Annotated in this window: 12 protein-coding genes and 1 riboswitch; of the genes, 8 read left to right on the forward strand and 4 right to left on the reverse strand. The window is 56.5% G+C overall.

Annotated elements, in window-relative coordinates; all coding sequences use genetic code 11:
* Window positions 1–5: 5 nt before the first annotated feature.
* Together glnE and hldE are read left to right on the forward strand one after the other, a co-directional pair.
* Complete coding sequence (gene glnE / locus FOV68_RS13415; protein ID WP_143991051.1) at window positions 6–2,858, forward strand: bifunctional [glutamate--ammonia ligase]-adenylyl-L-tyrosine phosphorylase/[glutamate--ammonia-ligase] adenylyltransferase; 2,853 nt, start codon at window positions 6–8, stop codon at window positions 2,856–2,858.
* A gap of 70 nt (window positions 2,859–2,928) precedes the next feature.
* Window positions 2,929–4,353 carry a bifunctional D-glycero-beta-D-manno-heptose-7-phosphate kinase/D-glycero-beta-D-manno-heptose 1-phosphate adenylyltransferase HldE gene (gene hldE, locus FOV68_RS13420; protein WP_010249049.1) on the forward strand — a complete coding sequence of 475 codons (1,425 nt, stop codon included), beginning with the start codon at window positions 2,929–2,931 and terminating at the stop codon, window positions 4,351–4,353.
* 39 nt (window positions 4,354–4,392) lie between these two features.
* Here hldE and FOV68_RS13425 read toward each other — a convergent pair whose 3' ends face one another.
* Window positions 4,393–4,782 (reverse strand): accessory factor UbiK family protein, encoded by a 390-nt coding sequence (locus FOV68_RS13425; RefSeq protein WP_033772624.1) that lies wholly within the window; start codon window positions 4,780–4,782, stop codon window positions 4,393–4,395.
* A gap of 171 nt (window positions 4,783–4,953) precedes the next feature.
* A riboswitch (FMN riboswitch) is annotated at window positions 4,954–5,111 on the forward strand.
* A gap of 111 nt (window positions 5,112–5,222) precedes the next feature.
* Between FOV68_RS13425 and ribB the strand changes: the two genes are divergently transcribed.
* A complete protein-coding gene (gene ribB / locus FOV68_RS13430) occupies window positions 5,223–5,879 on the forward strand; it encodes a 3,4-dihydroxy-2-butanone-4-phosphate synthase (protein WP_031590879.1) in 657 nt (218 codons plus the stop codon).
* A 233-nt stretch (window positions 5,880–6,112) separates the two neighbouring features.
* Window positions 6,113–6,898, forward strand: a complete 786-nt coding sequence (gene ygiD / locus FOV68_RS13435) for a 4,5-DOPA dioxygenase extradiol (RefSeq protein WP_143991052.1) — start codon at window positions 6,113–6,115, stop codon at window positions 6,896–6,898.
* A 51-nt stretch (window positions 6,899–6,949) separates the two neighbouring features.
* On the opposite strand, the gene FOV68_RS13440 is transcribed toward ygiD, so the two are convergent.
* The 3 genes from FOV68_RS13440 to tolC form a co-directional block, all read right to left on the reverse strand.
* On the reverse strand, window positions 6,950–8,110 hold the full coding sequence (locus tag FOV68_RS13440; RefSeq protein WP_143991053.1) for a glutathionylspermidine synthase family protein: 1,161 nt from the start codon (window positions 8,108–8,110) through the stop codon (window positions 6,950–6,952).
* A gap of 7 nt (window positions 8,111–8,117) precedes the next feature.
* Window positions 8,118–8,789 carry a DUF1190 family protein gene (locus FOV68_RS13445; protein ID WP_143991054.1) on the reverse strand — a complete coding sequence of 224 codons (672 nt, stop codon included), beginning with the start codon at window positions 8,787–8,789 and terminating at the stop codon, window positions 8,118–8,120.
* Between the two features lie 142 nt (window positions 8,790–8,931).
* A complete protein-coding gene (tolC, locus tag FOV68_RS13450; protein ID WP_010249035.1) occupies window positions 8,932–10,398 on the reverse strand; it encodes an outer membrane channel protein TolC in 1,467 nt (488 codons plus the stop codon).
* 213 nt (window positions 10,399–10,611) lie between these two features.
* Between tolC and nudF the strand changes: the two genes are divergently transcribed.
* Genes nudF through yqiA form a run of 4 tightly spaced genes read left to right on the forward strand, consistent with a single transcriptional unit; the run spans window position 10,612 to window position 13,124 of the window.
* The gene (nudF, locus tag FOV68_RS13455; RefSeq protein ID WP_031590867.1) at window positions 10,612–11,247 is read left to right on the forward strand and encodes an ADP-ribose diphosphatase; all 636 of its coding nucleotides are present in this window, start codon (window positions 10,612–10,614) and stop codon (window positions 11,245–11,247) included.
* A complete protein-coding gene (locus FOV68_RS13460) occupies window positions 11,244–11,669 on the forward strand; it encodes a DUF1249 family protein (RefSeq protein WP_008925735.1) in 426 nt (141 codons plus the stop codon). The genes nudF and FOV68_RS13460 overlap by 4 nt, the downstream gene beginning before the upstream one ends.
* A 42-nt stretch (window positions 11,670–11,711) precedes the next feature.
* Complete coding sequence (cpdA, locus tag FOV68_RS13465) at window positions 11,712–12,539, forward strand: 3',5'-cyclic-AMP phosphodiesterase (RefSeq protein ID WP_022623882.1); 828 nt, start codon at window positions 11,712–11,714, stop codon at window positions 12,537–12,539.
* 3 nt (window positions 12,540–12,542) lie between these two features.
* Window positions 12,543–13,124, forward strand: a complete 582-nt coding sequence (gene yqiA / locus FOV68_RS13470) for an esterase YqiA (protein WP_069025388.1) — start codon at window positions 12,543–12,545, stop codon at window positions 13,122–13,124.
* The last annotated feature ends 37 nt before the right edge of the window (window positions 13,125–13,161 follow it).

The raw sequence follows: 13,161 nt of genomic DNA on the forward strand, positions 1-13,161 counted from the left end.
GAGTTATGTTGTCAGCACTTCCCGCGTTGCTACGCGACCAGGCCGAAGAGGCCGCCCGACAGCTTGGGGTTCCGCTGGCTTCGTTAAGCCCGGAGCAGGCTGCCGGACTGGCTTTCAGCGATTTTGTGCTGGAAAACCTGCAACAACATCCCGACTGGTGGCAGGCGTTGCTCGACCAGCCGCCGCAGCCTGATGAGTGGCAACACTATGCTGCGTGGCTCAATCAGGCGCTTAGCGGCATCGACAGTGAAGCGAGCCTGATGCGTGAACTGCGGCTGTTTCGTCGCCGTATGCTGGTACGCATCGCCTGGATGCAGTCTCTGCAGCACGCCACAACCGAACAGAGCCTGCAACAGCTCAGCGCATTAGCCGAAGTGCTGATCAGCCGGGCGCGTGACTGGGTTTATCAGGATTGCTGTCGTGATTTTGGTACGCCCTGTAATGCGGACGGCGACGCGCAGCCGATGCTGATTCTTGGCATGGGCAAGCTGGGCGGCGGCGAACTCAATTTTTCTTCTGATATTGACCTGATCTTTGCCTGGCCGGAAAACGGCACAACGCGTGGCGGACGGCGTGAACTCGACAACGCTCAGTTCTTTACCCGCATGGGGCAGCGGTTGATCAAAGTGCTGGATCAACCCACCATGGATGGCTTTGTCTATCGGGTGGATATGCGGCTGCGCCCGTTTGGCGACAGCGGCCCGCTGGTGATGAGCTTTGCCGCGCTGGAAGATTATTACCAGGAGCAGGGACGCGACTGGGAGCGTTACGCTATGGTCAAGGCGCGGCTGATGGGTGATGACCACGATCGCTGGAGCCTTGAACTGCAGCAGATGCTGCGACCATTCGTTTACCGCCGCTACATCGACTTCAGCGTGATCCAGTCGCTGCGAAACATGAAAGCGATGATCAGCCGTGAAGTGCGGCGACGCGGGCTGAAAAACAATATCAAACTGGGTGCGGGCGGCATCCGTGAAACCGAATTTATCGTTCAGGTATTCCAGCTGATTCGCGGCGGGCGTGAGCGCTCGTTGCAGCTGCGTTCACTGCTGCCGACGCTGGAGGCGATCAAAACCCTGGCCCTGCTGCCCACGGAACAGGTCGATGCGTTGCGTGTTGCCTACCTGTTCCTGCGGCGGCTGGAGAATCTGCTGCAAAGCCTGGGCGACGAGCAGACCCAGACCCTGCCAGAGGATGAACTGCATCGTGCCCGGCTGGCGTGGGCGATGGATTGTGCCGACTGGCCTGCTCTGATGACCCGGCTCGACGGCCAGATGGCGGCGGTGCGCGCTATCTTCGACGAGCTGATTGGCGAAGATACCCCCGAAATTGGCGACCAGCGTGAGCTGGCGGAGTTTCAGGTGCTGTGGCAGGACCAATTGGAAGATAGTGAACTGGCGCCGCTGGTGCCGCAGCTCAGTGACGAGCAGCGGCTTACGCTGCACCAGACGCTGGAGGCGTTTCGGCAGGATATCAACCGGCGCACCATCGGCCCACGTGGTCGTCAGGCGCTGGACCAGCTGATGCCGCGTCTGCTGAGCGAAGTCTGCCCGCGTGAAGATGCGGCGGTGACGCTCGGCCGCCTGACGCCGCTGCTGCTCGGCGTGCTGACCCGCAGCACCTATCTGGAGCTGCTGACCGAATATCACGGTGCGCTGCGCCACTTAATTCGCCTGTGCGGCGCCTCACCGATGGTGGCCAGTCAACTGGCGCGTCACCCCTTATTGCTGGATGAACTGCTCGATCCCGCCACGCTCTATCAGCCAACCGCCACCGATGCTTATCGCGATGAGCTGCGTCAGTATCTGCTGCGCATCCCTACCGAGGACGAAGAGCAGCAGCTGGAAGCGGTGCGGCAGTTTAAGCAGGCACAGCATCTGCGTATTGCCGCCGCCGACATCGCCGGAACGCTGCCGGTGATGAAAGTCAGCGATCATCTCACCTGGCTGGCAGAAGCGATTATCGAATCTGTGGTGCGCCAGGCGTGGAATATGATGGTGCAGCGTTACGGGCGTCCTTCGCATCTGAGTAATGAACATGAACGCGGTTTTGCCGTACTGGGCTACGGCAAACTGGGGGGCTGGGAGCTGGGTTACAGTTCTGACCTCGATTTGGTGTTCCTGCATGACTGCCCGGCAGACGCGGTGACAGAAGGAGAGCGCAGCATCGATGGCCGTCAGTTCTATCTGCGCCTCGCCCAGCGCATCATGCATCTTTTCAGTACCCGCACCTCCTCCGGCATTCTCTACGAAGTGGATGCGCGCCTGCGTCCTTCGGGTGCGGCGGGCATGCTGGTCAGTACCTTTGAGGCGTTTGAAGAGTATCAGCGCAGTGAAGCCTGGACCTGGGAGCATCAGGCGCTGGTCAGGGCACGCGTCGTCTTTGGCGAGGCAGCACTGGGTGAACGTTTCAGCGTGATTCGTCAGGCGATTCTGGCGCTGCCCCGTGCCGCCGAAGCGCTGCAAACTGAAGTGCGTGAGATGCGTGAAAAGATGCGCGCTCACCTCAGCAACAAACATAAAGGTCGCTGGGATATTAAAGCCGACGCGGGCGGCATCACCGATATTGAATTCATCGCCCAATATCTTGTCTTACGCTACGCCGCTGAGCAGCCTGAACTGACGCGCTGGTCTGACAATGTGCGCATTTTCGAGTTGATGGCGAAGTACCATAAAATGCCCGCCGATGAAGCACAGGCGCTGACGCAGGCTTATGTGACGCTGCGCGACGCATTGCACCATCGCGCCCTGCAGGAACAGCCCGGTCACGTTGAGCCAGAGGCCTATGCAGCGGAGCGGCAGACGGTTCTGAGCAGCTGGCAGCGCTGGCTGATAACGCCTGCGTCTATCCTGGCGTGATGCTGATAGCACAAATCGCAACTGTGCTATCATCCGCGCACTATTTTTAATGCAGTCTGGAGTGTCTGGAATGAAAGTGACTCTGCCCGCGTTCGGCCAAGCCTCAGTGCTGGTTGTTGGCGATGTAATGTTGGATCGTTACTGGTATGGCCCAACCAGCCGTATCTCCCCTGAAGCGCCGGTTCCGGTGGTGAAAGTGGACACGGTTGAAGAGCGCCCTGGCGGCGCGGCAAACGTGGCGATGAACATTGCAGCACTCGGTGCCGCGTCGCGCCTGATTGGCCTGACTGGCGAAGATGATGCGGCGCGAGTGTTGAGTAACACGCTGAAAGACGTCAACGTGCATTGTGACTTCGTGGCGGTCAAAAGCCATCCGACCATTACCAAACTGCGCGTGCTTTCCCGTAATCAGCAGCTGATCCGTCTCGATTTTGAAGAGGGCTTTGATCAGGTCGATCCGGAGCCGATTCACCAGAAAATGCGTGATTCACTGGCCGCCGCGGGTGCGCTGGTGCTATCCGATTATGCCAAAGGCGCGCTCTCCAGCGTGCAGACTATGATTACTCTGGCGCGCGAAGCGGGCGTACCGGTATTAATTGATCCGAAAGGCACCGATTTTGCGCGCTACCGTGGCGCGACGCTGCTGACGCCGAACCTCTCTGAATTTGAAGCCGTGGTCGGCAAATGCAAAAACGAAGAGGAGATCGTGGCGCGTGGCACCCAGCTGATCGCCGATTTTGACCTCTCCGCGCTGCTGGTGACCCGTTCAGAAAATGGCATGACGCTGCTGCAGCCGGGCAAAGCGCCTCTGCATCTGCCCACCCAGGCACAGGAAGTCTATGACGTGACCGGTGCGGGCGATACGGTGATTGGCGTGCTGGCGGCGGCATTAGCGGCCGGTGACTCGCTGGAAGAAGCCTGTTTCCTGGCCAACGCGGCTGCGGGTGTGGTGGTGGGTAAACTGGGTACGTCTACCGTCAGCACCGTTGAGCTGGAAAATGCGATTCACGCCCGCCCGGAACAGGGGTTCGGCATCATGACCGAAGCGCAGTTAAAAGCCGCCGTGGAGATGGCCCGCCGCCGTGGCGAAAAAGTGGTAATGACCAACGGCGTGTTCGACATTCTGCATGCCGGTCATGTCTCCTATCTGGCAAATGCCCGCAAGCTCGGCGATCGACTGATTGTCGCGGTGAACAGCGATGCGTCGACTAAACGTCTGAAAGGCGAAAGCCGTCCGGTGAACCCACAGGAAAACCGGATGATCGTGCTGGGCGCGCTGGAAGCGGTCGACTGGGTGGTGGTCTTTGAAGAGGATACGCCGCAGCGGCTGATTGCGGGCATTCTCCCTGACCTGCTGGTCAAAGGGGGAGATTATAAGCCGGAAGATATCGCGGGCAGCAAAGAAGTGTGGGCAAATGGCGGCGACGTTCAGGTGCTGAACTTCGAAGATGGTATCTCTACTACCAACATTATCAAAACCATCCGCGGCAGCTAAAGCGCGGCGTAAGCGGGAGCCGCGCTCCCGCTTAAAGGCTTATTCTGGCTTGTTGTCCGCGACGGGTTTCACCACGTCTGCAACCGGTGACGGCGAAGCTGCGGGTGAGGTCGCTACGGCGGCTGATGGTGTGGTTGCAGCAACAGGCGTTACCGGTGCGGTTGCCGTCGGCGGCGTACCGGCTGATGACCCCTGACTTTCCAGCTGCGCCAGACGCTGCTCCAGCGCCGCCAGCTTCTCACGTGTACGCAGTAATACCTGCGTCTGCACATCAAACTCCTCACGGTTGACCAGATCCATCCGGGTCAGCTGCGCCTGAAGAACCTGACGAATTTTCTTTTCGACATCATCACCAAACTCACGAACACCTTTAGGCATCGCTTCGTGAACCTGACGGGCAAGTTGTTCAATTTTTTTCGTGTCGATCATGATGATTTCCTGGTTACGGGGAGCTGTGTCAGCGTGTTTACCAACGTAATAAGTGTTAAGTGTAATGCCAGAAATGAAAAGGATAAACCTCAAATCGGTAACGCAGGAAATGCAAAAGCAATTGCGCTATTGATGATTGCCGCCTCAAACGATCGGCGTTATAGTTAAAGTGCTTATTCTCAGGGCGGGGCGCAATTCCCCACCGGCGGTAAATCAGCTTCGGCTGAAAGCCCGCGAGCGCTTTATCTTGATGAAAAGAGAGGTAAAGGTCAGCAGATCCGGTGTAATTCCGGGGCCGACGGTTACAGTCCGGATGGGAGAGGGTAACGACATCTGTCGGACAATTGTGTCTGCTTCACGTTATTGCCACGTCTTTTTGACGTCACTCCTAAGCACGCCCTGATTCTGGTAACCCATACATTTTAAGGTTTTTAATTACCATGAATCAGACGCTACTTTCTGAATTTGGCACGCCTGAACAGCGTGTAGAACGTGCTATCGCCGCCCTGCGTGAGGGACGCGGTGTGATGGTACTCGACGATGAAAATCGCGAAAACGAAGGCGACATGATCTTCGCCGCAGAAACCATGACCGTTGAACAGATGGCACTGACTATCCGTCACGGCAGCGGCATCGTCTGCCTTTGCCTGACCGAAGCGCGTCGCCAGCAGCTCGATCTGCCAATGATGGTGGAAAACAACACCAGCTCTTTCGGCACTGGCTTCACCGTGACCATTGAGGCCGCAGAAGGCGTCACCACGGGCGTCTCCGCGCAGGATCGTATCACCACCATCCGCGCCGCCATTGCCGACAATGCCAGACCCACCGATCTGCATCGCCCTGGTCACGTCTTCCCGCTGCGTGCCAGTGAAGGCGGCGTATTAACCCGTGGCGGGCATACCGAAGCGACTATTGATTTAGTCACCCTGGCCGGCTTTAAGCCCGCAGGTGTGCTGTGCGAACTGACCAACGATGATGGCACCATGGCCCATGCGCCAGAAGCGATTGCGTTCGCCCGTCAGCACAACATGCCGGTGGTGACCATCGAAGATCTGATCGCCTGGCGTCGCGCGCACGAAACACGCCACGCCAGCTAATCTGGCTGCCGCGATAAACAGGCCCCTCCCGGGCCTGTTTTTCTTCCTGACGCCCGGGATGGCGCGGCCTGACCGCTGACTTCTCCTCTCTCCTTCATGCCGAAGGCTCTGTTAAACCCGCCACGTTAAATTTCATTCAAATTTCCTGATGATCACCATCATGGTTATCCGCGTGATAAAGCAGTGGATGCGCGTATCGTAATGGCTATCAAATACTCGATCCCGGGGATCACATGAGCCAGTTACGAATGCCAGCGCTGTTTTTGGGTCACGGCAGCCCGATGAATGCCCTTGAAGAGAATCGCTATACCGCCGCATGGCGTCACCTGGGCGATACTCTGCCACGTCCACGCGCGATTATTGCGGTTTCGGCGCACTGGTATACGCGTGGCACCGCCGTGACGGCAATGGCACAGCCTGAGACCATTCATGATTTTGGTGGCTTTCCGCAGGCGCTGTTTGATACGCGCTATCCGGCACCGGGATCGCCTGAACTGGCGCAGCAGCTGGTGGAACAGTTAGCGCCCGTTGCGGTGACGCTGGATCACAAGTGGGGACTGGATCATGGTTCCTGGGGTGTGCTGATCAAGATTTATCCGGATGCCGATATTCCGGTGGTGCAGCTAAGCATTGATGGCACCAAACCCGCGGCATGGCACTTTGAGATGGGCCAGAAACTGGCTGCACTGCGCGATCAGGGTGTGATGATTGTCGCCAGCGGCAACGTGGTACATAACCTGCGTAAAGTGCGCTGGGATGGCAACAGCGAAGTTTATCCATGGGCCAGCAGTTTTGAACAGTTCGTGCGCGATAACCTGGCAGTGCAGAGCGATGCTGCTTCTCATCCGCTGGTTAACTTTATGGATCATCCTGGTGCGGCGCTTTCTAATCCGACACCTGAGCACTATCTGCCGCTGCTCTATGTACTTGGCGCACGTCAGCCGGATGACGCCATCAGCATTCCGGTTGATGGCATGGAGATAGGTGCGATCAGCATGTTGTCGGTTCAGGTAGGTTAGGGAAGCCAGAAGAAAACAGGCCAGAAGCTGGCCTGTTATTATCGCGGTGCATTAACCGATAAAAGCGTGCGGATAGAAACGGGAAAGATCCTGCGTGATCAGGTCGCGATCTTCCCGCAGGCCGATACCGGCCGGTTGATCGTCAATCAGCCAGCTGCCGATCAGCGTATAGCTGTCGCCAAACTTAGGCAGCGGATGGAACTGCTGGACGATCATTCCTTCTTCGCCACAGGGTCCATCGACGCGGGCGATCTCCTGACCATTTTCCACGATGCGGATGTTGGCACCTTCACGTGAAAACAGCGGCTTAACCACATATTTGTCCATGTGCGGCACGTCATCTTCCGCGAACCAGGCGGGCAGCAGGTTAGGGTGATTCGGGAACATCTCCCACAGCAACGGCAGCAAGGCTTTATTCGAGATAATGCTTTTCCAGGCCGGTTCCAGCCAGCGCACGCCAGCATCGCCCAGCTTGGTGGAGAACATCTCACGCAGCATGAATTCCCACGGATAGAGCTTGAACAGGTTGCTAATCACCTGATCCTGGGCGTCGGTAAATTCCCCTTTTTCGCCCAGTCCAATTTCATCCATGTAGAGAAACTCACTCGGGAGTCCCGCTTCGGTGGCGCAATCCTGAAGATATTGCACGGTGCCGCGATCTTCGTCGGTATCACGGCAGCAGGCGAAGTGCAGCCAGTTGAAGCCGTGCTGCTGATGTAACGCGGCAAAGCGTTCAATCAGCTTTTCCTGCAGGCTATTAAACTGATCGCTGCCTGCGGGGAGCTGACCGGCGTTGAGCTGGTCCTCCAGCCACAGCCACTGGAAAAATGCCGCTTCATACAGCGAGGTCGGCGTATCGGCATTGTTCTCCAGCAGCTTTACATCGCCTTTGCCATCCCAGGCGAGATCCAGACGAGAGTAAAGCGAAGGCTGACGCTGATGCCATGAATCGCGCACAAAGTCCCAGGTGTGTTTGGGGATGCGGAATTTAGTCAGCAGCGCTTCGCTGTTAACCACTTTTTCCACCACCTGCAGGCACATTTGATGTAATTCAGCGGTCACATCTTCCAGATGCTCGATTTGCGCCAGCGTGAACTGGTAATAAGCATCTTCACACCAGTAGGGTTCACCATGCATGGTGTGAAAACGAAAACCGAACTCGGTGGCTTTTTCGCGCCAGCCTGGGCGCTCTGAAATGGCAATGCGTTCCATCGGGGCGTTAGCCTCCCATTGAACGGCTGGAAGTGCCGCTGGCGCTGCTACGCTGCATGCTGTTCTGCTTCGCGACGGTTTCACCAAAGCCACCACGGGTAATGGTGGAGGTGGTAGCCGGTTTTGGTGCCAGCGCCGTTTTCGGCACGGTCATGCTTTTGCCGGATGTTGCTGCACCATAATTGCGGCCTGATGCATCAACAAACTGACCATTGGCCGGGCTGCGGGCATTTTTTGGAGAGAAGAGCGGTTGCTGTGCAAAGCCCGAACCACCGCCCATCATGCGGCCCATCATGTAACCTGCCATCAGTGGCATCCAGAAGCTGCCGCCACTCTGCTGCGATTCGGCATTAGTGGTGCCCACGCCCGCCTGAGCCGGTGTCTGCTGACACTGGTTTTCACCAAATTCAGCGACACAATCTTCACGCGTGGCATATTTTGGCGCGGTGCGTTCCGCCTCTTTTCTGGCTTCATTGAATGCGGTAGTACATTGCGCACTCTGGCCCGGATTGGCTTTTGAACAGTCATCGGCATTCTGGTACATCGAAACTGTTTCGTCGTTCTGTTCACAGCCAGCCAGCATAAATACCGCCGAAACGGCGATAGCAACGGGCGTTAAATGGCGTGCCTGCCAGCTTTTGCGAAAAGCGGCATAGCGAATAGATTTTGTGCGTTTCATTATGATTATCCTGTGCCCAAAGGTAGCGCATAGAATAGGGGATGGGGGGGTAAAATTGAAGCTGGAGGCCTGGTACAACAGGGATCTTTACTTAGTTATACGTTCAACAGAGAGACGGGCCGCAAAGCAGCCCGTCCGCTCATTAATTACCGAAAGGATTACCGCTGCTGTGGCGAGCCGCAGGACGCGCTGCCTCAGAAGAGCCGGTTGCTGCCGGACCGCTATCCACGCGCGCGGTCTGCTGTGCATTTTCCGGTGCTACCGTTTCCGGTGACGTCGGGATCTCTTTACCCAGCTGGCTGTTCAGTTTCTGCAGGCTCTGCTCATTGAGCGTACCCAGCGCATAGCTGATATTCAGCTGGTTAATCAGATAGCTATAGCGCGCATCGGAGAGCTGCTGCTTAGCGTTGTAGAGCACGGTGGTTGCATCCAGCACATCAACGATAGTACGCGTACCAACCTGATAGCCCGCTTCTGACGCATCCAGAGAGCTTTGCGCAGAGACCACGGCCTGTTTATAAGCGTTGATGCTGCTGATAGAAGCATTCACGTTGTTAAACGATGAGCGGACTGTCTGAACCGCAGAGCGGTGCGCGCTTTCCAGTGATTCACTGGCGCTGACGAAGCTGTACTGTGCCTGTTTCACCTGAGAGGTGACGCTGCCGCCGCTATAGAGTGGCAGCGAGAAGCTCAGACCCACCTGGTTAGAACCGGTAATCGAGTCAGTAGATCCCTGGCTCTGGTTCGCACGGCTGCCGCCATATTTGCTGTTCGACATGCCGGTAGAGGCCGTCAGACCCAGCGTCGGCATGTGACCAGCTTCAGCTGAGCGGATCTGCTCACGGGCTAAATCCTGGTTCAGACGCGCAGAGAGCAGCGACAGGTTACGGCTTTCCGCCTGCTTAAGCAGCGCGCTGACCGGTTCGGGCTTATCGGTTCTGAAGCGATCAATACTCAGAGAAGCCAGCGACATGTAGTCCATGCCGGTAATCTGACGCAGCGTTTCCACGTTGTTATCGAGGTTATTACGCGCGGTCACTTCGTTAGCCAGCACGCTGTCATATTGCGCACGGGCGTTCTGTACATCAGTAATGGCAACCAGGCCAACGTTAAAGCGCTGGGTGGTTTGATCCAGTTCGCGATAGATCGACTGTTTCTGCGCTTCGGTGTAAGAAAGGGTATCAATCGCTTTCAGCACGTTGAAGTAGGCGGTCGCGGTATTCAGAATCAGATCCTGCTGCGCCACCTGATAGGTCACATCCTGGATACCGGCAGCTTTTTCCTGCAGGGTCAGTGCGCGCCATTTCGACATGTCGAAAATAGTCTGGGTTAATTGCAGCGAGCCGCTGGTCGTGTTGGAATGGAGACCGCTACTGTCGCGATAGCCGTTGTTATAGGTGTAGTCTGCACCCAGGCCGAGCTGGGGTAATAATGGGCTACGCGCTTCGTTGATTTTCTCAAAGGCAGAATCGCGATCGGCAGCGGCGCTGCGCAGATCCGGGTTGCTCAGACGTGCTTGTTGATAAACCTGAAGCAGGTCTTCGGCCTGGCTGGCGAAGCTGAAACCGCCCAGGCTCAGCCCAATAAAAAATGGGAGCAGTTTTTTCATTTGCATTCCTTTTGTTGCAGCAAATTGCAGTGGGTGCGCTGCCGGGTAAGCCAAAAAATTATCGCCGATTCTAGCAGAGGGCAACTGTGAGATAAGTTGGCTGAACGTGCCTTCTCCCCCTAATTTACGTAAATAATTCAGAAAGAACCACTTACATGGAGCACGGTTACAGGCTTTTTTCGCTCCACCTCAATCTGCATAAGGAACCTGATGATGCCGGAAGAAAAAAAATCCCCTGTGACTTTCACAAAAAACGATGTAGAAATTATTGCACGCGAAACCGTCTATGATGGTTTTTTTTCCGTCGTACGTTATCGCTTCCGCCACCGCCAGTTTAACGGCGAAATGAGTGGAGAAGTACAGCGCGAAGTTTTTGAGCGCGGACATGCCGCCGTGCTGCTACCTTATGATCCCTTACGCGATGAAGTGGTGCTGATTGAACAGATCCGCATCCCGGCTTATGACAGCAGTGTTTCGCCCTGGTTGCTGGAGATGGTCGCCGGCATTATTGAGCCCGGTGAATCTGTCGAGCAGGTCGTGCGCCGTGAAGCCGTTGAAGAAGCAGGATTAGAGGTCGGCCGGATTAAGCCCCTGCTTAACTATCTGGCCAGCCCTGGCGGCACCAGCGAACGTCTGTCGGTGCTGATTGGGGAAGTGGATGCCAGCCAGGCAGAGGGATGCCATGGTCTGGAGGAAGAGAATGAGGATATTCTTGTCCATGTGGTGAGCCGCGAACAGGCTTACCGCTGGGTGGAAGAGGGGATAATTGACAATGCGGCGTCTGTCATCGCCCTGCAATGGCTGGCGTTGCACCATGAGAAACTACGCGAAGAGTGGATACAAAAATGAAACAGCGCTATACCCCTGACTTTCCCGAAATGATGCGGCTCTGCGAAACCAATTTCGCCCAGTTACGCCGCCTGCTGCCGCGTAACGATGAGGCGGGAGAATCGGTGATCTATCAGGTGAGTGGCGCCCGTTATCAACTGACGATTCAGGAGTCGACACGCTACACCACGCTGGTGGAGATCCGCCAGGTCGCGCCTGCCGTGAGTTACTGGAGTCTGCCCTCGATGTCGGTAAGGCTCTATCACGATGCGATGGTCGCCGAAGTGTGTTCAACTCAACAGATCTATCGTTTCAAAGCGCGCTATGATTATCCTAATAAAAAATTGCATCAGCGCGATGAAAAACATCAGATAAACCAGTTTCTCGCAGACTGGCTGCGCTACTGCCTGGCACATGGTGCGATGGCAGTTCCGGTCTGCTGATGCGTATAATGCAGTAAATGGCGTGGAGACGAAGGAAACGCTTTGGATAGCCTGCTAACTCTTCCTGCAGCGAACGGTTCCGAAATCAGGATTTTGCAAATCACGGATACCCACCTGTTCGCGGGAAAACATGAATCGCTGCTTGGGGTGAACACCTGGTCGAGCTATAAAGCGGTGCTGGATGCGATTATTGCGCAACATCGTGACTACGACCTGATTATCGCCACCGGCGATCTCGCCCAGGATCACTCTATCGAAGCCTATCAGCATTTTGCTGAGGGCATCTCACGTTTGCCCCGGCCCTGCGTCTGGCTGCCCGGTAATCACGATTTTCAGCCCGCGATGTTCGACACGCTGGCAGCCGCTCATATCAATGCCCACAAGCAGGTGCTGGTGGGCGAGCAGTGGCAGATTGTGTTGCTGGACAGCCAGGTCTCAGGTGTGCCGCACGGGATGCTGAGCGATTATCAGTTGGAGTGGCTCGATAACGCGCTGGCCCGCTATCCGCAACGTCATACGCTGGTCCTGCTGCACCACCATCCGCTGGCCTCTGGCTGTACCTGGCTCGATCAGCACAGCCTGCGCAACTCACATCAGCTCGATGCGGTGTTACAGCATTACCCGTTAGCCCGGACGCTGGTCTGTGGTCATATTCACCAGGAGCTGGACCTTGAGTGGCACGGTCGTCGTGTGCTGGCCACCCCTTCAACCTGCGTTCAGTTCAAACCGCACTGCACCAGCTTTACGATCGATACCGTGGCACCAGGCTGGCGCTGGTTCACGCTGTATCCGGATGGCGGTCTTGAGACCGAGGTTAACCGGCTCGACACCGACGCTTTTCGTCCCGATTTAGACTCAGAAGGATACTGACGCGTGGCGGCATTACTCTATCTGCACGGTTTTAACAGCTCGCCGCAGTCGGCTAAGGCGACGCAGTTCCGGCAATGGTTAGAGGCGCAGCATCCGGAGATCGAAATGATCGTGCCCCAGCTGCCGACGTTTCCGGCCGATGCCGCCGCAATGCTGGAAGATCTGGTACTGAGCCGCAGCGGCGAAACGCTGGGGCTGGTGGGCTCTTCGCTGGGCGGTTATTATGCCACCTGGCTGTCGCAATGCTTTGTGCTGCCTGCTGTGGTCGTCAATCCCGCGGTGCGGCCTTTTGAGCTGCTGGCGGATTTCCTGGGCGAAAATCAGAATCCCTACACCGGCCAGCAATATGTGTTAGAGTCACGCCACATTTACGATCTGAAAGTAATGCAGATTGAACCGCTGGAAGCGCCCGATTTACTCTGGCTGCTGCAACAGACCGGCGATGAAGTTCTCGATTACCGTCAGGCGCTCGACTATTACAGCGCGTGCCGTCACACGGTAGAAGAGGGCGGAAATCATGCATTTACTGGATTCGAGCGCCATTTCCCGCAGATTCTGGACTTTCTCGGTCTGAATCATCCCTGAGTAATGCGGAAATCGCACCCCATTTCACCCTTCTAAT

Source organism: Pantoea sp. paga (assembly GCF_007558755.1).
GTDB classification, from domain to species: domain Bacteria; phylum Pseudomonadota; class Gammaproteobacteria; order Enterobacterales; family Enterobacteriaceae; genus Pantoea; species Pantoea agglomerans.

Coding starts and splice junctions, on each gene's coding strand:
- FOV68_RS13440 (WP_143991053.1), bottom strand. CDS start 8,110: ATGGAACGCATTGCCATTTCAGAGCGCCCAGGCTGGCGCGAAAAAGCC.
- FOV68_RS13425 (WP_033772624.1), bottom strand. CDS start 4,782: ATGATCGACACGAAAAAAATTGAACAACTTGCCCGTCAGGTTCACGAA.
- tolC (WP_010249035.1), bottom strand. CDS start 10,398: ATGAAAAAACTGCTCCCATTTTTTATTGGGCTGAGCCTGGGCGGTTTC.
- hldE (WP_010249049.1), top strand. CDS start 2,929: ATGAAAGTGACTCTGCCCGCGTTCGGCCAAGCCTCAGTGCTGGTTGTT.
- ygiD (WP_143991052.1), top strand. CDS start 6,113: ATGAGCCAGTTACGAATGCCAGCGCTGTTTTTGGGTCACGGCAGCCCG.
- FOV68_RS13445 (WP_143991054.1), bottom strand. CDS start 8,789: ATGAAACGCACAAAATCTATTCGCTATGCCGCTTTTCGCAAAAGCTGG.
- nudF (WP_031590867.1), top strand. CDS start 10,612: ATGCCGGAAGAAAAAAAATCCCCTGTGACTTTCACAAAAAACGATGTA.
- glnE (WP_143991051.1), top strand. CDS start 6: ATGTTGTCAGCACTTCCCGCGTTGCTACGCGACCAGGCCGAAGAGGCC.
- FOV68_RS13460 (WP_008925735.1), top strand. CDS start 11,244: ATGAAACAGCGCTATACCCCTGACTTTCCCGAAATGATGCGGCTCTGC.
- ribB (WP_031590879.1), top strand. CDS start 5,223: ATGAATCAGACGCTACTTTCTGAATTTGGCACGCCTGAACAGCGTGTA.